Origin of the sequence: Citrobacter amalonaticus Y19 (assembly GCF_000981805.1) — a bacterium.
GTDB classification, from domain to species: domain Bacteria; phylum Pseudomonadota; class Gammaproteobacteria; order Enterobacterales; family Enterobacteriaceae; genus Citrobacter_A; species Citrobacter_A amalonaticus_C.
In genome coordinates, this window is sequence record NZ_CP011132.1 from 2816580 (window position 1) to 2839472 (window position 22893).

General features: G+C 47.5%; 26 protein-coding genes and 5 pseudogenes. 18 read left to right on the forward strand and 13 right to left on the reverse strand.

Annotated elements, in window-relative coordinates; translation table 11 throughout:
• Nucleotide 1: 1 nt before the first annotated feature.
• Nucleotides 2–814 (forward strand): protein YdhT, encoded by an 813-nt coding sequence (ydhT, locus tag F384_RS12980; RefSeq protein WP_046483346.1) that lies wholly within the window; start codon nucleotides 2–4, stop codon nucleotides 812–814.
• 233 nt (nucleotides 815–1047) lie between these two features.
• Here the strand turns inward: ydhT and hha are convergent, their stop codons facing one another.
• From hha to F384_RS13005, 6 genes and pseudogenes are all read right to left on the reverse strand, one after another.
• Complete coding sequence (hha, locus tag F384_RS12985; RefSeq protein ID WP_046483349.1) at nucleotides 1048–1251, reverse strand: hemolysin expression modulator Hha; 204 nt, start codon at nucleotides 1249–1251, stop codon at nucleotides 1048–1050.
• Between the two features lie 334 nt (nucleotides 1252–1585).
• A pseudogene (locus F384_RS30410) lies at nucleotides 1586–1666 on the reverse strand (hypothetical protein); the annotation flags it as partial.
• A gap of 62 nt (nucleotides 1667–1728) precedes the next feature.
• Nucleotides 1729–2025 (reverse strand): annotated as a pseudogene (locus tag F384_RS12990) (IS3 family transposase); the annotation flags it as partial.
• A gap of 16 nt (nucleotides 2026–2041) precedes the next feature.
• Nucleotides 2042–3124, reverse strand: coding sequence for an IS110 family transposase (locus tag F384_RS12995; RefSeq protein WP_046483355.1), 1083 nt, complete (start codon nucleotides 3122–3124; stop codon nucleotides 2042–2044).
• A gap of 386 nt (nucleotides 3125–3510) precedes the next feature.
• Nucleotides 3511–4452 (reverse strand): FAD:protein FMN transferase, encoded by a 942-nt coding sequence (locus tag F384_RS13000; protein WP_046483358.1) that lies wholly within the window; start codon nucleotides 4450–4452, stop codon nucleotides 3511–3513.
• Nucleotides 4449–5405 carry a LysR family transcriptional regulator gene (locus F384_RS13005; RefSeq protein ID WP_046483360.1) on the reverse strand — a complete coding sequence of 319 codons (957 nt, stop codon included), beginning with the start codon at nucleotides 5403–5405 and terminating at the stop codon, nucleotides 4449–4451. The genes F384_RS13000 and F384_RS13005 overlap by 4 nt, the downstream gene beginning before the upstream one ends.
• A 150-nt stretch (nucleotides 5406–5555) precedes the next feature.
• On the opposite strand from F384_RS13005, the gene F384_RS13010 reads away from it, so the two are divergent.
• Together F384_RS13010 and F384_RS13015 are read left to right on the forward strand one after the other, a co-directional pair.
• Entirely contained in the window at nucleotides 5556–6164 is a 609-nt protein-coding gene (locus F384_RS13010; protein WP_046483362.1) for an NADPH-dependent FMN reductase, read from the forward strand.
• A gap of 5 nt (nucleotides 6165–6169) precedes the next feature.
• Nucleotides 6170–8590, forward strand: coding sequence for a flavocytochrome c (locus tag F384_RS13015; protein WP_046483365.1), 2421 nt, complete (start codon nucleotides 6170–6172; stop codon nucleotides 8588–8590).
• A 101-nt stretch (nucleotides 8591–8691) separates the two neighbouring features.
• On the opposite strand, the pseudogene F384_RS13020 reads toward F384_RS13015, so the two are convergent.
• Nucleotides 8692–8979, reverse strand: a pseudogene (locus F384_RS13020) (integrase core domain-containing protein); the annotation flags it as partial.
• A gap of 165 nt (nucleotides 8980–9144) precedes the next feature.
• Here F384_RS13020 and F384_RS28925 point away from each other — a divergent pair.
• Together F384_RS28925 and F384_RS13025 are read left to right on the forward strand one after the other, a co-directional pair.
• Nucleotides 9145–9634 (forward strand): annotated as a pseudogene (locus tag F384_RS28925) (IS110 family transposase); the annotation flags it as partial.
• Between the two features lie 19 nt (nucleotides 9635–9653).
• Nucleotides 9654–9947 (forward strand): annotated as a pseudogene (locus tag F384_RS13025) (ATP-binding protein); the annotation flags it as partial.
• Nucleotides 9948–9962: 15 nt separating this feature from the next.
• Here F384_RS13025 and F384_RS29895 read toward each other — a convergent pair.
• The 5 genes from F384_RS29895 to F384_RS13045 all read right to left on the reverse strand — a co-directional run bounded on the left by F384_RS29895 (nucleotide 9963) and on the right by F384_RS13045 (nucleotide 12833).
• On the reverse strand, nucleotides 9963–10118 hold the full coding sequence (locus F384_RS29895) for a putative zinc ribbon protein (RefSeq protein ID WP_155403997.1): 156 nt from the start codon (nucleotides 10116–10118) through the stop codon (nucleotides 9963–9965).
• Between the two features lie 472 nt (nucleotides 10119–10590).
• Complete coding sequence (locus tag F384_RS13030; protein ID WP_155403998.1) at nucleotides 10591–10827, reverse strand: helix-turn-helix transcriptional regulator; 237 nt, start codon at nucleotides 10825–10827, stop codon at nucleotides 10591–10593.
• Between the two features lie 109 nt (nucleotides 10828–10936).
• A complete protein-coding gene (locus tag F384_RS27965; protein WP_052746927.1) occupies nucleotides 10937–11521 on the reverse strand; it encodes an inovirus-type Gp2 protein in 585 nt (194 codons plus the stop codon).
• A gap of 105 nt (nucleotides 11522–11626) precedes the next feature.
• Nucleotides 11627–12241, reverse strand: a complete 615-nt coding sequence (locus F384_RS13040; protein ID WP_046483374.1) for an inovirus Gp2 family protein — start codon at nucleotides 12239–12241, stop codon at nucleotides 11627–11629.
• Between the two features lie 349 nt (nucleotides 12242–12590).
• Nucleotides 12591–12833, reverse strand: coding sequence for a helix-turn-helix transcriptional regulator (locus F384_RS13045; protein WP_046483377.1), 243 nt, complete (start codon nucleotides 12831–12833; stop codon nucleotides 12591–12593).
• 394 nt (nucleotides 12834–13227) lie between these two features.
• Between F384_RS13045 and F384_RS13050 the strand changes: the two genes are divergently transcribed.
• Complete coding sequence (locus tag F384_RS13050) at nucleotides 13228–14007, forward strand: hypothetical protein (RefSeq protein WP_046483380.1); 780 nt, start codon at nucleotides 13228–13230, stop codon at nucleotides 14005–14007.
• 15 nt (nucleotides 14008–14022) lie between these two features.
• Here F384_RS13050 and F384_RS13055 read toward each other — a convergent pair whose 3' ends face one another.
• Nucleotides 14023–14904, reverse strand: coding sequence for a hypothetical protein (locus tag F384_RS13055; RefSeq protein ID WP_046483383.1), 882 nt, complete (start codon nucleotides 14902–14904; stop codon nucleotides 14023–14025).
• A gap of 98 nt (nucleotides 14905–15002) precedes the next feature.
• Here F384_RS13055 and F384_RS13060 point away from each other — a divergent pair, with 98 nt between their 5' ends.
• The 12 genes from F384_RS13060 (at nucleotide 15003) to F384_RS13115 (ending at nucleotide 22835) form a co-directional block, all read left to right on the forward strand.
• The gene (locus tag F384_RS13060; protein ID WP_046483386.1) at nucleotides 15003–15884 is read left to right on the forward strand and encodes a GTPase family protein; all 882 of its coding nucleotides are present in this window, start codon (nucleotides 15003–15005) and stop codon (nucleotides 15882–15884) included.
• A 209-nt stretch (nucleotides 15885–16093) separates the two neighbouring features.
• Nucleotides 16094–16777, forward strand: a complete 684-nt coding sequence (locus F384_RS13065; protein ID WP_005120564.1) for a helix-turn-helix transcriptional regulator — start codon at nucleotides 16094–16096, stop codon at nucleotides 16775–16777.
• Between the two features lie 48 nt (nucleotides 16778–16825).
• The gene (locus F384_RS13070) at nucleotides 16826–18121 is read left to right on the forward strand and encodes a hypothetical protein (protein ID WP_046483389.1); all 1296 of its coding nucleotides are present in this window, start codon (nucleotides 16826–16828) and stop codon (nucleotides 18119–18121) included.
• Nucleotides 18122–18217: 96 nt separating this feature from the next.
• Nucleotides 18218–18751, forward strand: a complete 534-nt coding sequence (locus F384_RS13075) for a hypothetical protein (protein WP_046483391.1) — start codon at nucleotides 18218–18220, stop codon at nucleotides 18749–18751.
• 171 nt (nucleotides 18752–18922) lie between these two features.
• Complete coding sequence (locus F384_RS13080) at nucleotides 18923–19741, forward strand: DUF932 domain-containing protein (RefSeq protein ID WP_005120561.1); 819 nt, start codon at nucleotides 18923–18925, stop codon at nucleotides 19739–19741.
• 352 nt (nucleotides 19742–20093) lie between these two features.
• A complete protein-coding gene (locus tag F384_RS13085) occupies nucleotides 20094–20579 on the forward strand; it encodes an antirestriction protein (protein ID WP_046483396.1) in 486 nt (161 codons plus the stop codon).
• Between the two features lie 10 nt (nucleotides 20580–20589).
• Complete coding sequence (gene radC, locus F384_RS13090; RefSeq protein WP_046483399.1) at nucleotides 20590–21069, forward strand: RadC family protein; 480 nt, start codon at nucleotides 20590–20592, stop codon at nucleotides 21067–21069.
• Nucleotides 21070–21082: 13 nt separating this feature from the next.
• Complete coding sequence (locus tag F384_RS13095) at nucleotides 21083–21304, forward strand: DUF987 domain-containing protein (RefSeq protein WP_046483401.1); 222 nt, start codon at nucleotides 21083–21085, stop codon at nucleotides 21302–21304.
• Nucleotides 21305–21328: 24 nt separating this feature from the next.
• Nucleotides 21329–21688 carry a type IV toxin-antitoxin system YeeU family antitoxin gene (locus F384_RS13100; RefSeq protein WP_046483403.1) on the forward strand — a complete coding sequence of 120 codons (360 nt, stop codon included), beginning with the start codon at nucleotides 21329–21331 and terminating at the stop codon, nucleotides 21686–21688.
• Between the two features lie 48 nt (nucleotides 21689–21736).
• Nucleotides 21737–22114 (forward strand): TA system toxin CbtA family protein, encoded by a 378-nt coding sequence (locus tag F384_RS13105; RefSeq protein ID WP_046483405.1) that lies wholly within the window; start codon nucleotides 21737–21739, stop codon nucleotides 22112–22114.
• Nucleotides 22111–22602, forward strand: coding sequence for a DUF5983 family protein (locus F384_RS13110; RefSeq protein WP_046483407.1), 492 nt, complete (start codon nucleotides 22111–22113; stop codon nucleotides 22600–22602). Before F384_RS13105 ends, F384_RS13110 begins: the two co-directional genes overlap by 4 nt.
• 29 nt (nucleotides 22603–22631) lie before the next feature.
• Complete coding sequence (locus tag F384_RS13115) at nucleotides 22632–22835, forward strand: DUF957 domain-containing protein (RefSeq protein WP_046483411.1); 204 nt, start codon at nucleotides 22632–22634, stop codon at nucleotides 22833–22835.
• Nucleotides 22836–22893: the final 58 nt, after the last annotated feature.

Here is a 22893-nt window from a genome sequence, read left to right on the forward strand (position 1 = left end):
TATGCTGATCACGCGAGAGGATTTACGCAACTGGCGGGTTGGTGCGGTGATGTACCGCTGGTTTCTGCGCCGTTTTCCTGAGGGCGGCAACTACGCCGATGTCCATCGGGCGTTGAGTCGCGAAGGTTATCTCGACTGGGCGAACAGCCTGGTGGAATACGCCTGGTCGCGCTGGCTGAATGAAGAAAATTTCGCCCGCCAGGATATCTCCGCCATGTCGCGACTGGCGCGGCCGGATGCGTCGCTGGGCGATCAGCAGGTGGCGAATGCGGGTGATAACGCGAATCTGGGCTGTGCGGGTGATAACATGAAGATCGCCAGCTCAGGCTATGCGTCACAAATTGCCAGTGCGGGCTACTGCGTGCGCATTGGCAGCGTTGGCTATAACAGCCATATCAGCAGTTCCGGGGATCGCGCGCGACTGGCTGCCGCAGGAAACTCGACGCGAATCAGTAGCGCCGGTAACGGAACGCGGATCGCCAGCTGCGGGATGCGTGTGCGGGTGAGTTCGCTGGGTGAAAGAAACCATGTCGCCAGTAACGGCGACCTGAGCCAGATAGTGAGCTTTGGCGCAAATGCGAAAATCGCCAACAGCGGCGATAATGTGCATATCATCTGCAACGGCGACAACGCGATCGTTGCCAGTACCGGGGTTGTGGATTTCATCGTGCTGGGACCGGGCGGCGGCTGCGCGGCGCTGGCGTATCACGACGGTGAACGCATGCGATTCGCCGTCGCGGTTGAAGGTGAAGCGGGGATCCGCGCCGGCGTGAAATACCGACTCGACGACGCGCACCAGTTTGTTGAGTGCTGACCAGTCAACCAAGCGTAAATCATCAACGGGTAAATTTCGCTACCAGAGATATATTCAGATAAATTTCATTTTTTAAATATATAGGTCTTTATTCTACTACCGCTTAAAATCTATATTCAGACACGAAACACCTTTGACTATTGCCGAATTTTTTTGTACAAAATGAGTAATCAAGCATCAATTAGTATCTAAATAAAACCCATTACCACTAAATATGCTTTATAGTCATAGAGTTAATATACATATTTCCATACACTTGCAGGGACTTTATCGTAAAGCTTTCCCATTGTCAGCTCGGCAAGTCGGTGGTCTGCTGCGGCATAAAATTGCTCAAGATCATCATTGGATAGCGCATACTTATTTTTATCAATAATTTTCTCCAATGTTTCTTTTGAAGAACAACGTCTTAACTGTAAAACCCACTCTTGTTTCGTCATTGATTTACCATTCTTTGTATATATACTATTTAATAATCAAAGCGCCCTGAGGCACCAGCCTACTTCTGATAACAGAAATATAATACTAATTATGCTGCTTCAAATTATCAAATAAAATTACAATAATATAATATCACGAAAAAGCCAATTCTTGATAACGATTTGATTGTGATAATAAAAGTGAACTATATCAATGAAAAAAGGCGGCTTCGGCAACGCACTTCGCGCCGATATGGGTTTCTTTAATCCTTCTCTCCGGCTATGAAGCACCCGGCATGTAAGGAATCAGAGTTGTCCTATCGATGACCTCACAATATGCCTGCGCGTGGATCACCCTGACCCAGCCTGCCAGTTTATCTTTTTGGTGTTCCAGTTTTTGTATGAACACTCTGGCGCACTAGACCAGCAATGTTCTGTGGACTGACCCCATCTGTCCACGAAACCAACGGCAATAAATGTTGAATCGCCACGGATAATCTAGACACTTGCGATCCGTTGATAATACTGGTTTTCATATTCAGCCGGTGACATCTGATCGCTCGAGCCATACCGACGCATACTGTTATAAAACATTTCGATATAATCAAAAATATCGCTACGGGCTTCTTTACGCGTTCCGTAAATCTTTTTCTTTATCCGTTCGCGTTTCAGTAGCTGGAAAAAGCTCCCTGCAACCGCATTATCGTGACAGTTACCGCGACGGCTCATGCTACCTTCCAGACCATGTGACTTCAGGAATGACTGCCACTCATGACTTGTGTATTGGCTGCCCTGGACGCCCTTCTAAGAGTCAAGTTGTTATTTGAGTACTGTTGATTAGTCGGTTTTGATTACGTAGAAGCGTGTAGACTTCACGTGAGATATAACGTTTAAGGCAACGCAGTGCTTCCATTTTCGAGTGTCCTTCAGCTACCCGTTTTGCCACATACTCCTGTGTTCTCGTGTCCGTGCGTAATCGGCCAATGGCAATAATGTGCAGGGCACTATTGGCCGCACGATCACCACCACGGTTAAGCCTGTGACGGTTTGTTTTCCCGGAAGAGACTGGAACAGGACTGACGCCACATAGAGCCGCGAAGCCAGACTCCGAGTTCAGACGCTGAGGATTATCGCCAGCCGTAATCAACAGTTGCGAAGCACATTCATACCCCACTGCTTTACATTTGATAAGTTCCGGGGCCAGTTCATCGACTATTGACGTTATCATGATGTCCAGATCTGCTATTTCATCATGCAGTTCAAGATATCTGCGAGCCAGGGATTTCAGCGCAATACGGTAAGCATCCTGGACATTACGATAGGCGGTAACGTCGGGCCGCCACGAAGCCAGGGTACGGATCAACTGCATCCTCGTGAGGTGACGTATCTGGTCACGTAGCTCATCCGGGGCAGAAACGATATTCATCTGGATCATTTGAAGTGCAATACGTCGCGCAGCAACAGCCGTTTTGCAGCAGACTTTCAGGACACGCAACTCTTCAATCATTCCGCTACGAGTTTTTGGTGTGACGGTTCGTATGCGTGAAAAAGCTGCGTGAGCAGCACTTTCTGCATCGATGGTATCGCTTTTACCTCGCTTACGGCGTTCCATTTTATCTGGTGCTGTGACCTCCAGAACTTCCACTCCGGTACTCTGGAGATAACGCAATAAACCTGCACCGTAGGAACCTGTGCATTCAACTCCGATGCGTTTAACAGTTCCGAAAGATGCTATCCAGGCCAGCATCTGACGGTATCCCTGACGTGTTGTCGTGAAAAACTCACTACCTAAGACCCGATTATTTTGATCAACCACAGCAGCAACATGTAAATCTTTATGCGTATCAACGCCACCAACGACAGGCGATAAATGAACGAGTTTTGCCTTTGTCATAGGTTATTCCTGTACCTGCAATTATTCGCCATTTCCCCCCTGACGATAACCCGGACAGGACAGTAAAGAGACAAGCCGTCAGGCTCTTCTTGAGTCACGCGTATCGGTGAGGAGAAGCCTCGCATGGAGTACTTCCCGATAACCGACGGGTCCAGGGAAAGACACATTGCTGGTCGTTCAGAGTGTGAGTCAGGAAACCGGGAAGCCTTCACTGCATCAGTGATCCACCGGTCAGGCAAAACAGCAAGCATGATGATGAAAACTGACGCCGATATTCTTACTGTCTGAGTGAACCAGCACCTGTTTTTGGGGATTACGCCGCCATACAGCCATCAGCAGTGCGTTCAGAACAACATCCTTTGTCATCCGGGATTGCATTGACCAGCCTATGTCTGCGATGCAATCGTTATCTTATCCTTAAGTTTATCAGTAATGGCGAGTTGCCCATCAACGGTAATCACAATGGCTTCCATCCCTTCTATTTTATTGACTTCAACTAAAATTTTTCTCGGTTCCAATCCAAACAGTTTCGTAGTATAGATGTCGCAATCCAATGATTTATCAGAGATAATTGTTAGGGATGCCACATTGTTATCGGCAGGGTAGCCGCTGTGACTATCGAAAATGTGATGGTACTTATTTCCATTGTGCTCAAAGGTTCTTTCATAGATACCTGAAGTCACGACTGACTGATTTCTGATCTTTATCTTGGCGACGCTGTGGCCTCTTGGTAGAAAAGGGTGCTGTATACCAACATCCCAATCCAAGCTTTTCTTTGGCGATTCTCCATAAACAAGCAGGTTTCCGCCAATATCAATCATGGCAGAATGCGGCTCCTTTTCTTTGAAGAAATCCATGATCTTGTCACTGAAATACCCTTTTGCAATGGCACCCAAATCTATTTCAAGACCTTCTTTAGCAAAAAACACCGAATTTTTCTCATCGTCCAAGACAATATTGGCAGGATTTAAGCGCTCCAGGGCCTGGCTGATCTCTTCTTTGCTGGGAATCCTCGCTTCTTTAAAGCCAATACGCCAAAGCTTAATCAAAGGGCCAATGGCAATGTTTAAAAAACTATTGGGTTCAAGACTATGCGCTCTGCCTACCTTGATTAATTCATACAAATCCGGATCTACAGCGACCGGTTCACGGGCTGCTTTTGTTTTCAGAGCAGACAATTGAGATTGCTCCCTGTTGGCGCTAAAGATGTGCTCATAATGCCTTAACATCGCACTCGCTTCCGTTAGACACTTTTCAGCCTGATACCCCTTAAAATAAAGACGAATCTTGGTTCCCATGAGGTCTATCACTTTATTGGCGTCAGTCATTTATTCTTCTCTTCATGGTAGTAGGAGTACTGTTCGGTATCTTTATAACGCAGAAATGCATCAAGTAGGCCTTTATCGATGGCGGACAGTCCTCTCTTTCTACTATGAGCGATGAAGTAATCTAAGTTCAATTGATCAATAGGCAGTTCATAAATGTTGTATTTCGCGGGGCAAGGCTCTAATGCCAAACTTTCAGGGACAAAGGTCAAGCCCACGTCGGCCATGGCAAGATTTTTCACAGTATCTATTTCACTGCTTTCCAGAATGATATTGGCCTTTATTTTATAAATGCCCAACAAGTGATCGACTTGCATTCTAATGGCTGAACCTTTGGATGTTAGCACAAGCCTTTGCCGCAAAAGGTCTTCCATCGCAATACTGCCTTGTGCAATGGTGGCTGTGTCTTTTTGATATAACTCACAAGATCTGGGTATTACGGCATAATATCTATGTTTTCCCCAAGAAACTGCACAAAGCGCCGGCGCAATGCTGCTTGAATTCTGCCCAATCCAAAAGTCCACCTCACTCTTTAACAGTCTTTGCTCATTGTTTCCCGGTATGTCTTCCACCAGCTCTATTTGACATTCGGGATAGATAGCTAGAAACTTGGGTAAAAAAAGTGGGATAAGGTAGGTACCGATACTGGCTAAGATACCAATTTTTATGGCCGTCTTATCCGTGTCCGTTATCGTAGTTATTTTCCTGCGCATATTGACGTAAACTGCCTCGAGTGAACTTAGATAATCATAGTAAATCTTGCCCGGTTCTGTTAAACGGTAGGGCAACTTACTGCGGTTGATAATCTGACAATTCAGCTCATTTTCAATACGCTTAATGACCTGTGTTAAATAAGGTTGAGATATATTAAGGAATTCAGCAGCCTTGCTGTAATTGCTGAAATAAAGCAAAGAGTCAATATAATGTAAAATATTTTGACGTTTGTATGTTGACATTAGCTTTCCCTCCCTAATCAATTAACTTTTGCATTATAACAAATTACTTATAGTTTATAATCATATAACTATTAGCCACCTGTTTCATACTGTGATAAAACTCTATCCAGAAACTATCTATAATTATTCAGCTATAGGAAAACCTTTAATATGAACTATTTAGCAATTGTTGGCACCAATTCCAATGTGTCAACAAACCGCATGTTACTGCAATTCATGAAGGCACATTTTGAAAAAGAAGTCCAGATAGAACTTTTTGAGATCAAAGAATTACCTGCTTTTTATGAAGCAGAAGATGACCAGGTGCCTCAAGAAGTTGAAGCATTGTCCACTAAAATCCGTCAGGCTGATGGCGTTATTATTGCTACCCCGGAGTACGATCACGCGATTCCCGCGGTTTTAAAGAACGCTCTGGAATGGATCAGCTATACAAGTCAGGCTCTCACTGATAAGCCAGCCTTGATTGTGGGCGCTTCCCATGGCGCATTAGGCTCTTCTCGCGCGCAGGGACACCTTCGCCAAATTCTTGATTCTCCTGAATTGGCCGCACGAATTATGCCCAGCAGCGAATTCCTTCTGGGAAAATCACAAACCGCCTTTAATGCTGGGGGCGCGTTGCTCTATGAAGACAAGCTGGCTGAACTTGATGAGATTTTTAGAGAATTTGTTCTGTTTACCGAGCTTATTGTAAAGCTCATATCAGAGAGGGCTGCGCCCCAAAAAGATAAAAAATTCGCATGGCAGACTCAGGAGGCATAAGAAAAATGAAATTTACAGCTATCGTCGGAACCACATCACCAAAGTCCTATAACCGGACACTGCTTCAATTTATGCAAGCGCATTTTAAAGACAAAGCAGAAATTGAATTATTGGAAATCAACGAAATACCCATGTTTAACCAGGACAACCCATCTAACAGCCCACAGCTCCTGAAAATTAATGAAAAAATCATGGCAAGTGATGGCGTCATTCTTGCGACGCCAGAATATAACCATTCTATTCCCTCTAGCCTGAAGAGCCTACTGGAATGGCTAAGCTACGAGCTTCATCCTCTGGATGGCAAGCCGGTTATGATCCTGGGCGCTTCCATTGACTCTCAGGGCTCATCACGTGCTCAGTTGCATCTTCGTCAGATATTGGATGCACCCGGAGTCAATGCCAATGTTATGCCTGGATACGAATTCTTACTTGGCAATGCCCACAAGGCCTTTGATGACAATGGTCAGCTGAACAGCGAAGGTACAATCGACTTTTTGGAAATCTGCTTCTTAAGGTTCATGCGTTTTGCCAAGATCTCGAACCAATTAAATGAAGAAGAGGATTTCGCCTTCAATCCCGGCACCTATGAAGTCAAGGCCTTAGGTCATGGTGGCGACCTTCCAATAAAGGTATCCTTTAGCGAGAAGAAAATCGAAAGCATTAATATTGACACCGGCGGTGAGACAGAAGGTCTAGCTGACGTTGTGTTTATAAGGATCCCTGACAAGATCATTGAGGGGCAAACCCTTAATGTGGATGCCCTATCAGGCGCATCTGAGACAAGTCATGCGGTTATTGATGGTGTTGCCAAAGCGGTTAAACTAGCTGGTGTTAATCCTGATATCTTGAAAAGGCGTCCGAAACCAGCCAGCAGTCTGAATCGTGGCGATGAAGAGTATACCTGTGATGTCGTTGTCATTGGCGGCGGCGGAGCAGGATTAAGTGCGGCAGCAACCGTCTTGCAAGAAGGCAAGAGTGCTATCGTACTAGAAAAATACCCAGCCGTTGGAGGTAATACTATCCGTACTGGTGGCCCTATTAATGCCGCTAACCCTGAGTGGCAGAGATCTTTCCAGGAAAATCCGGGTGAAAGACATACCATTGAAGTCCTATTAAACACAGATGAAAGTAATATTCACGAAGAGTATCTGGCTGACTTCAGAGCGCTGAAACAGGAATTCGCTGTCTACCAAAAACAGTTCGGCGATGAAAAAGGTTATTTATTTGATTCTCCGCTTCTTCACAGAATGCAGACCTATTTCGGTGGCAAGCGTACGGATCTCGAAGGAAACAACATCTATGGTCAATACGATCTGGTTAAGATCTTAACAGACAGAGCTCTGGAGAGTATTAAATGGCTCGAGGAAATTGGTGTTGAGTATCATAAAGACATCGTCTTTGCCCCTGTTGGTGCACTATGGCGTCGTGGGCATAAACCCGTCAAAAAATATGGTACAGCCTTTATTCTTGCCTTAAGAAAATATATTGAAGACATGTTTGGAACCATTATTACCGATAGCCCAGCGAAAGAGCTCTTAATTGAAGATGGGGAAATCAAAGGGGTTATTGCCGTAGGTGTTAACGGTCAGAAGATTACCATTCGTTCCAAAGCAGTTGTTCTGGCCAGCGGTGGTTTTGGTGCCAATACCAGGATGCTAAAACAATACAATACATACTGGAGCCACATTGCTGACGATATTAAGACAACGAACTCCTACGCAATGACAGGTGACGGAATCCTTCTGGGTCAATCCGTGGGTGCCGGATTAACGGGGATGGGTTTCACTCAGTTGATGCCAGTAGCAGACCCTAATACGGGCGAGCTCTTTAGTGGGCTTCAGGTACCGCCAGAGAACTTCGTGATTGTGAATAAACAAGGGAAACGTTTTGTCAATGAATTCGCCGGCCGAGACGTATTGACAAAAGCTGCACTGGCAGAAGGTGGCCTCTTTTATCTGATTGCTGATGATGAGATAAAGAAAACCGCCGCCAATACAAGTCAGGAGAAAATTGATCGTCAAGTTGAAGAGGGTACTCTCTTTAGAGCCGATACTCTTGAAGCGTTGGCTGTTAAAGTTGGAATGGATCCCGCTGTGCTAGTGGATACAGTTGACAAGTATAATAGCTATGTAGAGTCAGGTATCGACCCTGAATTCCACAAGGACACCTTTAGCTTGAAGGTCGAAAAAGCACCTTTCTATGCAACCCCGAGACAGCCAGCCGTTCACCATACGATGGGCGGACTTAAGATCGATACAGCCACTCGGGTTCTGGATGAAAATAACCACCCTATCAATAACTTATATGCGGCTGGTGAAGTAGCGGGGGGGATCCATGCAGGTAACCGCTTAGGGGGAAATGCACTGGCAGATATCTTTACTTTTGGCCGCATTGCTGGGAAAACTGCGGTTGACGAAATGAACTAAAACAGGTTGTATTGCGTGAGAAAAGTCAATTAACGCTCGGCTTTTCTCACCACTGACCCTGACCCCGAATATGCTCCAGTCATAATCAGGAATAACCGGCTTCATGTTGGCTGCATATTCTGCCAACCGGCAGACTTCTCAGCGAATTCGGATGGCGTCATCCAGCCCAGTGCGGAATGGGGACGGCATATGCACCAGGCCTCGATTTTGCACCGGGCATCTTCCACAGACATGAACCAATTCTCGTTCAGACATTCCTGCCGTAATCTCCCGTTGAAGGACTCTATCGTCGCATTATCCGTCGGTGTTCCTGGCTGTGAGAAGTCGATTCTGATCCCTCTTTCATACACCCATTTATCCAGCATTTTACCTGCAAATTCAGAACCATGGTACCTATTGAATGCATCCAGTTAGCGTTTTACTCGTAAGACAGTATGACTTTCCGTGAGACAGGTGCTGGCCAACGTGGGATATTTAACGCGGGTTAACATCATTGTCAGAGCCGCATGGGTGAGCAATTGCTACACCCCGATATTTCCATCACGGAGGCCAGCATGAACAACCATAGTACGTTGTGCGTCGGATTAGATGTTCACAAAGAATCGATTACTGTCGCCTATGCTATCAATTCTGAACCTGTTGAGCTGGGGTACAACACCTACCGATATTAAACGAATTGGCAAGCGTCTGGGGTCAAAGTCATCGCAGGTAAGTATCGTTTATGAAGCCTGTCCCTGTGGTTATGGCCTTTATCGGCGGCTGGTGAAGTTCGGGTTTAACTGTATGGTCTGTGCGCCCTCGCTTATTCCGAAATAAACGGGTGAGCGGGTTAAAACTGACCGACGTGATGCCATCAGGCTGGTGCGTTCACTGCGCGCAGGAGATCTATCTGCTGTTTACATTCCTGGAGTTGAAGATAAGGCATTCAGAGATTTAGCTCGAACATGGGCACCTGCCCGTGAAGATTTAAAGTGTGCGCGGCAGCGGCTGAAGTCCTTTCTTCTGCCTCATGGCATCCATTACATCGGTCGGGCAGACTGGGGGCGGCGCATCGCCGTTGCGCTTGGCACCGAAGCTGCTCATCATTGATGAAATAGGCTATCTGCCGTTCAGTCAGGAAGAGGCAAAGCTGTTCTTCCAGGTCATCGCTAAACGTTACGAAAAGAGCGCGATGATCCTGACATCCAATCTGCCGTTCGGGCAGAGGGATCAGACGTTCGCCGGGGATGCAGCACTGACATCGGCGATGCTGGACCGGATCTTACACCACTCACACGTTGTTCAAATAAAAGGAGAGAGCTATCGACTGAAACAGAAACGAAAGGCCGGGGTTATCGCAGAAGCTAATCCTGAGTAAAACGGTGGATCAATATTAGACCGTCGGTGGAGATGTAAGTGGATCACTTTTTATCCGTCGTTGACAGCAGGAGGTACAGCTCCATGCCAGCTCCGGTGCCCGTATCGCCTCACCGGCAGTGACTAAATGTCCGGAGCTGTCGCTCGCCATATAGCATTTCAGCATACGCATGTCGTCACCCCGGCAGCTTCATTATCAAAGCCTGTCGCTCCAGGGCGTGCCATTGCAGAAAACCATGTTCACCGTGACAGCGTTTCCCACAACCAGTGTGGCGCTTATACGGGAAACGTTGTGCGATCCACTTGTCAATAAAGTGGTTATTGCTGTCAGAAACCATAAACGATTTTGCATTCACAGGATTTGTTCCCTGCCACCAGACTACACGCAGGCATGAGTCGTCCCTGTTCGGGCTGCATGACGGGCGGTGTCTGGCGGATAAATGATGTTAAATTGTGAGCCTGCGGAGGATGTTGATACGGGCTATACGAATAACCGGGGATGTAGCGAACAGGCCGTCAGTGCGTGCTCAGCCGCCAGCAGAAAGGACAGGGCTTCTCACCACGGTACCGGCGTCGGCATTTGTCGCATATCCAGTACGGCGGAATGCCACCCGACTTTGGGGGACGTCGCGTACTCATTGAGGTCAGGTCCCCCGTGAATCAGCAATGCGCTGCTGCATCCAGTGTTCCACTTCACTCCTGAACCAGCGGGAACTGCGGCCAAGTTTGACGGGTTTCGGAAACAACCCGTCGCTTATTAGTTTATAAAACCACTTGTCGGTCATGCCGGTGTATGTAGTGATGAACGTCATATCGATAAGCGGATCTTCCGCACGGAGTAACTGCTGCGTGGTGCTCCCGGTATGCGTTGTGGTGGTCATAATCGCGCTCTCCCTCTGAATGATTAATGGCGGGAGCAGACCGGCGTGACTGCGTTACAGGACACGCCGATACTCCTTCAGAGGATGAGGAACTTCTGTTAAAAAATACCTACCAGGCACTGCTCTCCAGCGCTCTGGCTTCCGGATTTGTCACCCGGGCACGATCGCGGGCCATATCACTGATATGCCAGATCAACCGGTTCAGTTCCTCCCGGTAATCACAATGGTTCGGATCCAGCAGATAAACATCATTGACTCTCTCACAGAACGGTGATGCCGTTGAGAGCCCGGAAAAACCCTGCACGTTCCTCCAGGTACGGCTGAGCAGTTGATCCAGACTATCTGCACGGCTGGTCCTGGCTGTATCCGCGTCGAAGGTGTCCTGATTCATGAAGAGCACCGCATGGTAGCAGGGTCGGCTTTCATCCCGTGTCCACAGATAGCTGAGCTGACTTTCCGGCGTGTTGTGCTCCCTGCTGTAAGACGCCAGCGAGGTCCGCAGCGCGTCGATAAAATCAGCAGACAACCAGTGACGGCGCTCCGTCAGCGTCTCCAGCGACAGCCAGAGTTTTAGTCTGACAGCCAGCGTTCGCGGATGCGTTCTTTGAGCCTGTGCGATGACAGCGATGATCTTGTCCTGGTAGGGAGGATAAAAGGGTTCAAACCGTGTGTTAAAGCAAAGTGGATAATGCATGGGGTATTCCTGTCCGGGATGTTTCACCAGGAAGTTGATTCGGTAGAATGAAGTTGAGGACGAAAGATATTCGTTCCTCAGAACATTGCCCTCTTCAGTTATTGTTTACTTCTGGCTGCATCCCATTGAACGCTTATCCGGGCTGTAAATCTTGGTACGCTCTTTTGCCAGATAACTTAATCGTGAAAACAACTTATCGAACTGTATTAAATATTCAGAACTGTTATAGTCCAGGATATATACTCCTTGCTGAGGGAAATGAACCAGTCGGTAATACTCGTTGTAAGCGGATACGTCTAATGCGCTTAACCAGGCATCAGATATCATTGTCCAGAGGCATTGTTTATCGCCAGTGACATTACCCAGTTTCCAGAACAGATCTTTGTTCAGAAAGATTACAACATGGTAATGCGGAAACACTGCATCGTTTATTTCTTTTACCCAGAAATATCTCAGTGTACACGGATGAGCTCGTTTCCCTTCTTTACTAATCCTGTAGCGATAGTGCTCAATCTTCGCTTTTAGTGAGCGGGTAAAACGCGCCATTACGTTTTCTGAGAGGTTAGGATAGCAAGTTATCATCTCGTTATCATACCAGTCGGGTGATAAGTGTAAATCAATCCGGACAGCCAGAGTCCGGGGATGTTCTCCGAGTGCCTTATCAATCACATGGGTTATTTTGTCGAGATAGTGCGGGTTATATTTCTTTTCATTCATCATGGTATTTATTCCTTAATGATTTAAATGTGCAGATACAGCAATACCTCAGCAAAGGTGTTTCTGTACTTATATTTTATTATTTATCCAAGATGGATTGTGTCTAACAGATAACTGAATGATGATACTTACAGTAAGTTAGGGCAGTAATGATGCTTACAGTAAGAAGGTATATGACAGCAGACCAATACGGATGTACAAATGAAGATATATAAACAAGGATATATTACTATTACCGACATCAGGCCATATTGTTTTAACATGGTATTTCACATGGCAGATGTGAAGTTCAGTATTACATCGTTAATGATATCACTCTCAAGTTAGCGCTGGATGAATAAAAACATCACAATCACTTCCCTCCTGATTCCATAACGCTCTCCTGCATCCAGATTTCCACTTCGCTCACTTTCCAGTGAGAACTACGTCCAGGCTTAATCGGTTTTGGGAATTTCCCTTCAGAGATGAGTTTATAAAACCACTTGTCTGTCATACCGGTAAACTCCGTGATAAATGCCATATCAACAAGTTGATCGTTCAGGAGAGAAGTGTTAACGGGTTTACTGGAAATAAAGGATTCTGTTTTCGTTGTCATTGTAAGGTTCCCGTAAATTGATGAGTTCGGGAGACAACTCCAGTTAGTCAATCGCAGGTAACTGATGCCGTTCCCATACAATGACACCGGAAGTATGAACTTACTGCTTTACTGCCAGCCATCTGCATAAATGCCTTTAAAGGGTACCTTTACCTCATCCTGATGGGAGTTACAGCGAAAGGCATCCTGACATGACAGCCCTTCACGTTGAGTTAAGACCGCATAACCCTCCTCTCAGGTAATAGAGACTCCAAACAAGGTATGTAAACCAAAAAGTAAGAATTTTACAGGAATTTTTTCGACATTTTTTTGCATGTTAAAGCTGGATTTATTGACTTTTGATGACGCCTAAAGTAGTAAAGTTGATGAGAGGAAATGAAGAATGGAGTGAGTGATGGGTAATGATAAATCTGATTCAATAGGGAGACCTTTTGTCAGACGCACCAGAGAAATATCAGGTGAGGCATGGTCGAATCTGAAAGTGAAAAAAGATACAAAACCTGACTGGGTTAATGGTGAACGTATAATTTTCTGGTGCTGGCTTTTTATTCTTAGAGCCGATTGCTCAACCCTTAATATTGTTATTGATGGCAATGATAATACAGAACCACTTTATAACTATCTCCAGTTAGGCAAGGCCCCTACTTCGCATGAAGAACGTGTGTTCGCTGTGAAATCATGGTTTAATATGTTAAGTAAAAAAATATCAGAGCATGACTTTAACCGTGTTGTTTCAGATATGCGTGATGAATGGGCTTACTTATCTGATAAAATAAAAGATCTTTCATGGCTACCAAAGACAGAAAAAGCAACAAAATGGGCATGGGAATTCATAAAGAAAAAGAATCCTTTTGATTCCCGTAGTTTTATTTACAATTACTATCCGTATAACACAACCGAGCGTTACCATGCTATTGTTGCAGCCATAGATGAAATATATTTAAAAGAATATGAGAAACTGGATGGTATTATTCTAATTAGAAATAACTTTATTACTTTTTTCCATAACGCCTATAAAAATAAATTTATAAACAAAAAAGATGATAGCATTACACAAATTACAGTGAAAATAAGTTTAGTGGCGAAAAAGAAACTGGATAAACTTGTCAAAGAGAGAAAAACAACACAGCGCGCTTTAATTGAACAGATAATCCTTAATAGTAAACTCGATTGATGCATTATTTGTTGTTTACTTTTTTTTACGACGTTTAGTTGCGGGTGAGAGATATTTTTTATACACAAGAGCAATGAAATCATCCGTTTTTTTATTCATATATTTAGAGTGGAAGTTTTTAGCTTCAGGAATAAACAACCAGTAAAAAAAAGAAGAAAGCGAATCATCTTTATCCCAATACATTAACATGAAGAATAATGCGCAGGATAATTTATGAAATTTCTCTGTTTCCTCACTGTTTATTATTCTTATCATTGCCTTCATTGGTTGTTCGAGATCATGAAAATAGCCGAGGCGCCTGCATTCATAACAAAAAAGTCTGAAAACAGTAACGTACTGCGAATGGACTTTTCGATATATGTCAATACTGAGCTCAGGTGCTGCATGTATTTCTTCTCTGGTAACAGGCAAATCAATAATCATCTTATTAAGTTTTTCCATATCTTTTTTATACACATCACATAGCAAGGCATAGAGGCTTCCACTAAATTCTGGTTCTTTATCAACATTATCTGTAATCTGTTTTTCTGTCATTTGTCGGAAACCTTCAGCCTTACGCCTGACAGAAAGAGGAACAATTATATATGGTGGAATGATATTACTGCTAAAGCCATAAAGTTTTGCGACTTCAACCTTACCCGGAAAATGTTTATGTTGATTGATTAATCCAGCGGCAGTATGGAGCATATACAGGTATCTGACAGTATGAAAACTAAAGGTTCCTTGACCATATTCAAATTTTCCGTCCTCCTGTTCCTTTACACATATCAGCCCACTCCTCTTGAGTGTTCTCTGCGTATTAACCCAGGCTTTACTGTACAGTATCTCCTCAATACGGGCCTGTGTTCGAATCTTTTGCAAAAACACCTGCCTGCTGTTACTACCATTTTCAGACATCTCACAACCCCTGATTTTCCAGAAAATCTCACGGCTATATTACCTCCATGATTAGCCTGGCTGTCAACGCCAGGATGCCTTTATCATACGGAGCGACTATGTCCACACTACATCCCGCGCTGCAAAAACTGCGCACGCATCTTACTTTCCTGCCTGAAAATATCCTTCAACAGCTTCTTGAGCATCTTCATCAGACCATCCACTATAAACCCGTTATTGGCATCATGGGCAAGAGCGGCACGGGTAAAAGCAGCCTCTGCAATGCCCTGTTTCAGTCCCCGCTTTGCGCCACGCATCCCCTGACAGGCTGTACCCGCGACGCTCAGCGCCTGACTCTGGAGATTGGTGAGCGGCAGATGACTCTTGTGGATTTACCCGGGGTCGGAGAAACACCGGAGTATGACCGGGAATACAGAATGTTATATCAAAGCCTGCTGCCTGAACTTGATTTGATTATCTGGGTACTGAGGGCGGATGAACGGGCTTATGCCGCTGACATCTCCATGCACCGTTTTTTGCTGGGTGAAGGGGCTGATCCCTCACGGTTTCTGTTTGTGCTGAGCCAGGCCGATCGCATTTCGCCAGCCCATGAGTGGGATGCGCAGCATTTATCGCCCTCCCGCCAGCAGCAACTTTCGCTGGCGGCTACCAGCGCCAGAGTGGCCGGATTATTTCCTTCCTCCTTTCCGGTTCTGCCCGTTGCCGCTCCGGCAGGATGGAATCTCCCGGCATTTGTCTCTCTGATGATCCATGCGCTGCCTGCTCATGCCACCAGCGCCGTGTTCAGCCATTGTCGTCAGGAGAATTGCTCGGAGCAGGATCAGCAGCAGGCCCGGGAAGATTTTGGTGAAACAATGGGAGACAGCTTCGATCGGATTATCGATACTTTTTCCCTGCCCTCCTGGCTTATTGCACTTCTTCGCAGGGCCAGACAAAAAATCATCGGGTTGCTTGTCTCGCTCTGGGATAAATTTTTCTGATTTCATTCCTCCAGCGACAGGTTGTGTCGCCACCACTTATCATAATGCCCCTGCATGCAAATTTATCATTGAATATCAGCCTGTTAACTCAGGTGATTTTTTTAGTGTTTTTTGCATCCCCTGGCTCTTCAGCGACATAACCTGGCAACCTCATATTGCATAATAACCCCATGAAATAACTGGCATTTACTGTCCAGGAGATCCCGCTTATGCCTGACAACAGCTCACGACACGATCGGCTGGCTGTTCGCTTATCACTGATCATCAGTCGCCTGATGGCGGGGGAGTCTCTGTCACTGAAAGCGCTGTCTGACGAGTTTGGTGTTACCGAACGTACCCTGCAGCGTGATTTCCACCAGCGGCTGATCCATCTTGATTTAGAAAATGATGAGGGCCGCTACAGGCTAAAAGCCGGTGTCAGCCAGGCATTCACACCGGAAATGCTTTCCTTTATACGCAATACGGGTATTGCCCAGATACTTCCGGATCAGAACCCCCGGCTAATGTCCTGTCTGACAGGGGATCAGGATCCTTTTCCCTGCCTTATCTGGTTTTCACCTTTAACTACAACTACCGCGCTGCCGGACTGTTTTTCACGGCTGATCCAGGCTATCAGGCAACAGCTTTGCATTTCCCTGTTATCGGACGGACGACGGCATTCGCCCCTGGAGCCCTATCGTCTCATCTATTACGGATGCGACTGGTACCTGGTGGCTTCACAAAAAGGGGAGATCCGGGTGTTTCTTCTGGCAAAGATCAGCACGGTCACCCTGACATCAGCGCGGTTTGAGCGGAGAGAAGATATCAGCAGCCTGACGGCTGAAGAGAACTTCATTTCTGCGCTGCCGCATTTCCCCTTCATCAATAACCTTATAAACAGCTTTCGACCGTGACTGCCAGCAGATTATGGCGGCAATCACACGGACGAATATGGAGAAAATATGTTAACCACCAGAAAGTTAAGACCACAGATATTCCGGCATTCTCTGATCATCGTTGCGGCAATAACCACGCTTACCGGGTGCGATTACTTTTCCGATAACTGGGAAATTGAAAGTGGAAAGTGTCAGGCCCTCAGCAGCGGACAAAACGAAATCGCGATTGTGTCTGAAGGCAGCGTGGGATTTCTGAAAATGGAGAAAGGCTGTCCGGATAACCTGGATATCCTGGGCTCTCGTTTTACTGATATTGAGATTAACGGAAACCCTTATAAGGCCACACTGCTGTGCAGTGACGCGACGGGTAATCGCAGGGTGACCATGCTCGGTACCAGTGAAAACTCAGCATCGACGCTGTCCGCTCAGGCGATGAGAGAATTCACCGGGTTCATGGGCGCGAAGGTCACTATCGAAGGGGAGTCCTCCCGCTTTTATAAAGGCAATTTCACCAAAATCTGCCAGCGGTTCCTGCCACGCCAGACGGCCAGTGCACCTTCCCCGTCTTCTGATAATTCATCCCTGACATTAGGTGATTTGCTGAGTGGCGGGAGAAAAAATGAACCCGCTCCGGAGCCTGCCGCAGACCCTCAGGCGCAGATGATGGCTCAGGCGGGATATGAAAAGATTGACGGTGAATGGAGGAAAAAATCCCGTCACCCCCTGGCTGTGACGGAGCAGGATCGCGCCGCAACTGAACGCATCCAGTCTCAGACTCGCCATCAGTATCAGGGAAATGGTAATGACATGCCCGTCTCTGCATACGGGCATAATGCCGGGGAAAAAAGCACTCCGGAAACGGAGAGTTCTGACACCCCGGCCCCAACGCCATCCGTACCGGAAAACCCGCAGCCCTCAGTATCACACACGGACGCACCAGCAACGGTAGTCGCAGACTGTAAGCTCACGAATGGTAAAGCTCTGTCGGTGCTTGCTCAGGACGGCTTTCCATACACCTATAACCTCTTTAAAAAAGATGGTACCCAGGAGCTGGAGTTAAAAGAAGGGATGTCTGGTGTCAAAGCCTTTCACTACTACCGTGAACTCAATCGCGGTAAAGGTGAGCTGAAGTATCTGCGTTTTAATAAAGGGAAATATGACTATGTTGTTGTACAACGCTATGACGGTGAAACCCCTGCCTTCGATGGCATTATCGTATTCAACAATGGTACGAAGATTGCCACACTTGCCTGTAAAGGAGCGTTCAATAATCTGTTCTCCGTTGAACAACTACCAAAAAATAGCCATGAAGACAGTGAAGATATAGCTGACTTTATTATTGGCTATACAGTGAGAGATTAATTTATTTCTCGTCCCACCATTCAGAAGAAGATCAGACAATTTTTGTTTTATCACGAAACATTCTGACATCAACCATCAATTATAAGGTATTTTTTAATGAGCGATTCAACTATTTCATCTTTAAAAGAAAAGCTGAACACCCCAACATGGCATCTGGTATTACTGGCAGCTGCCACATATGGAATATACCCCCTGATGTGGCTGTATAAAAATCAGGACACCATTATGGATGAAGTTGGGCAACGTTTCTCATCCGGAACATTTATTGTCTGGATGGCGGTATGCTCCGGCGTTTCCGTCATGCTTAATCTGCTTTTTCCGGTTCAGGTTGATCAATATGGATACGCCTATGACAGTTCCGCACAAATGATGGCCGGACTTGCCTTTCTAATCTCGCTGGCCTGGATTGTACTGACCATTGTCTGGGCATTTAAAGCCAGAGCTTCACTGCAACAGTACGCGCTGACGCAGTTTCGTTTTGAATTAAGAATGAATCCTGCATGGACAATTCTGTTCCATGTTTTCTACATTAACTATTGCATCAACACAATGCCGGAAGCCCTGGCAAAGCATCAGATAATTCACGGTAAACCCGATGTAGCAACAACAACCTCTGATGCTGAAAAATAGTATTTTTAGCAGACATATTTTTTCTGAAGAGCAGTGCGTTTTAGAGACGCACTGCTCTTTTCCATTTATACCGTCCTGACTACTTTTTCATTCTCGTTAAATCCCATACCCACCCCCGCTTCTGACGGAGCCGGGGTTACTTCATTTCTGTTTTCAAATAAGGAATACACCATGCGATTAGCCAGTCGTTTTGGTCGGGTGAACCTGATCCGCCGCGACCGTCCGTTAACACACGAAGAACTGATGCAGCACACACCCAGCGTATTTGGTGAGGATAAACACGCCTCACGCAGTGAACGGTATGCCTATATCCCCACCATCACCCTGCTGGAAAATCTGCAACGGGAAGGTTTTCAGCCCTTCTTTGCCTGCCAGACCCGGGTGCGTGACCCTGATCGACGGGAGCACACGAAACATCTGTTACGTCTGCGCCAGGCCGGTCAAATCGCCGGTCAGCAGGTCCCGGAAATCATTCTACTCAACTCTCATGACGGCTCCAGCAGCTACCAGATGCTGCCGGGACTGTTCCGTAGTGTCTGCTGTAATGGTCTGGTCTGCGGAACATCTTTTGGTGAAGTGCGGGTACCCCATAAGGGCGATGTGGTGGGAAAAGTCATTGAAGGGGCTTACGAAGTGCTCGGGGTATTTGACCGGGTGGAAGAGAAGCGTGAGGCAATGCAGTCGTTGATGCTGCCTCCCCCGGCACAGCAGGCACTGGCGAAGGCTGCGCTGACATACCGCTTTGGCGAGGAGCATCAGCCAGTGACCGACGCACAGATTCTGTCCCCCCGCCGCTGGCAGGATGAGAAAAACGACCTGTGGACGGTGTTTAACCGGCTGCAGGAGAACCTGAGTAAGGGTGGTCTGCCAGGCCGCTCAGCGCAGGGGAAAAGTAGCCGGACGAGAGCAGTCAATGGCATCGACGGCGACATCAAGCTGAACCGCGCACTGTGGGTGATGGCAGAAGAACTGCTGCAGGTTCTGAGCTGATGCAGCACGTTCCTGCGAATGTGCACCAGACAGCAATCTGGCCTGTTTCCCTGCAAAACCAGCCCGGCAGCCGCTCCATATCCGACGATGACCTCTGCTCCTGGTGCAGACATCTCTGTTACCGACCTGGCGAACTTAGCCTGTGTCAGCAGACTGATTCAGATGGTATCTGACCCTCACAGTACGATGTCGATGGCTATGCACAATCCTGCCCACAGTTACACCTGCATCTGACGCCTGCTGATATTACCTGCCGGTAACACGACTCGTCTGTTACACCAAAAATCAAACAACTTACGCGCTCCCGTTCAGCGGGAATGCACTTATGACCTTTACAAAAGGAACAACTGACATGACCGACATTATCAACCTTAACGATACCCTCCAGTTACAGCCACAATCAACCGATGCTGGTTCTGCGCCTTCACTGACCGCCATGCCGGTCCCGGACGAACAGCGCGCTGACTTCTGGCCACAGCACTTTGGCAACATACCGCAATGGATAATCCTTGAACCCACCATCTTCGCGTGGATGGACCGCTACTGCGCGGACTACAACGGGGGCATCTGGCAGTTTTACACAATGAGCAACGGCGGTGCCTTTATGATCCCGGAAGCGAATGAGGATACCGATGAAAAATGGTCTCTGTTTAACAGTATGAACGGTAACTGTGCGGAGATGAGCGCAGAGGCCGCGGGCATAGCCGGCTGTCTGATAACTTACAGCCACCACGCCATGCGTACCGAATGCGACGCCATGACGGAACACTATTACCGTCTGCGGGACTACGCGCTTAACCACGCGGAATCCAGCGCTATCATGCACATCATCGACTGAGAGCCTCGCTATGGAAACACAATTACCGCTGTTTGCCGCCGAATTGCCGGCATCCGCACAGCACACCATCCGGGAGGCGCTCACCCTGCTGGAACGTCAGTTACGTGAACCCGGGGTGTCATTCACGTCCAGCCACGCCGTCCGGGACTGGCTGCGCCTGCAGCTTGCCACACTGGAACGGGAAGAGTTTACCGCGCTCTTCCTTGATAACCAGCACCGGCTGATTGCGCACGAAACCCTCTTTACCGGCACCATCAGCCATACGCAGGTCCATCCCCGCGAAGTGGTTAAGGCCGGTCTGAAGCATAACGCGGCGGCGATTATTGTCGCTCACTGCCATCCGTCAGGGCACGCTGAGCCCAGCAATGCTGATCGTCAGGTCACTACGCGTATTCAGCAAGCGCTGGATCTGGTAGATATTCGCCTGCTGGATCACCTGGTTATCGGTGGCCTGGAAATCGTCTCGTTTTCCGAGAGAGGCTGGCTTTAAGGAGAGAATACCGATGAAAATCATCAGCAAACGTCAGGCAATGACGATTTACCGCCAGCATCCGCAGGCACGGTTGTTTCGCTTCTGCACGGGTAAATACAAATGGTCCGGCAGCGTCTGCCACTACGCAGGACGGGAAGTGCAGGATATCAGCGGTGTACTGGCCGTATTCGCAGAGCGCCGCCAGGACCGCAACGGCCCGTATGTCGTATTACGCAGCGTAAGCCTGAATTAATTCACGATTAAGGAGAGCTACATTTTGTCGAAGAAAACCACGATAACAACGAATGATGTCAGCGAACCATGGTGGGGGCTCAGACGCAGCATCTCCCCGTGCTTTGGTGCCCGTCTGGTCCAGGAGGCCAATTGCCTGCACTATCTCGCCGACCGCACCAGTATCACCGGGCAGTTCAGCGACGCTGATTTGTGCCATCTCGATCAGGCGTTTCCACTGCTGTTGAAACAACTGGAACTCATGCTCACCAGCGGTGAACTCACTCCCCGCTATCAGCATCGCGTCACGCTCCACGCAAAAGGACTGACCTGCGAGGCGGATACCCTCGGCAGTTGTGGTTATCTCTATATCGCGATTTACCCGACACCTGCAATAACCGAATAAACCTCCCGGCATTTTCCTTCATTTAACTCACCAATAAAGGTTTCCATTATGCAAACACAACCTGTTCCCCCGACACGGGAGGTTTCACCACGCCCGTCACCCGTGGCGATATGGCAGCGCCTTCTGAGCCACCTGCTGGATCGTCACTACGGCCTTACGCTCAGCGATACGCCGTTTGGCAATGATGGCGTGATTCAGGAGCATATCGACGCTGGTATATCACTGTGCGACGCCGTGAATTTTATTGTGGAAAAATACGATTTGGTTCGCACAGATCGTCAGGGCTTCAGTGCAGAAACACAGTCGCCGCTTCTTAGAAGTATCGATATTCTCCGCGCCCGGAAAGCGACAGGGTTAATGACCCGCAACAGCTACAAAGTGGTGACCGACATCACCACCGGCAAATACCGTGAGGTGCAGCCATGAAGCTGTCCCTCACCGTAGAAGCCGGCACCATCAACGTTCTGGCCCTGAATGCGGGCCGGATCGCTGTGGATATTGACGGCATTGAACTGGCTGCGCTGCTCGATGTGGTCTGTGACAACGGTTATTCCCTTCGCGTTGCTGACGAGCCCGGAAAACTGGTTGTCGAAGATCCTCTTCCGCCCGTCGCCCGCGTTAACGGCATTCAGTGCAGCACCGCACATATCACGGAAGAGGACAATTCACTGCTGTTTACCCTTTCACACCAGCATGAAGACTTTGGTGAGTCTGAATGGATTAGTTATACCGGCTCGGGTTATCTGTTCCACCTGGGGGCGTGGTCGTTTCCGGTCTTACGCCTCAAACGCCTCGGTCTGTCAAAAGCCTGCCGCCAGTTAGTGGTGACGCTTATCCGTCGCTACTCTGCTGGCATCATTCATCTGGATGCCTTTGGCGAAGTGCTGCCGGGCTTCGCTACGTTTGACTGGTAGCTCAACCTCAATCTCCATAAGGTTTTCACATGCCGGAATTAACCACCGAAGCGGCTCTCAACATTCTGATTGGCTGGCTGCAGGACAACATCGATTGCGACAGCGAGATAATTTTCGACAACGACGAAGATAACACCGATTCAGCAACACTGCTGCCCTGGATTGAGCAGGCGCTTAAAGACGTTCGCGATCTCCGTCATCTTCAGCGTCTGCAACAGGCCAGTACAAATTAGCCACCTGTCCGAACTCATCACACACATACAAGCGCCAGCCCTCACCAGCTGGCGCTTT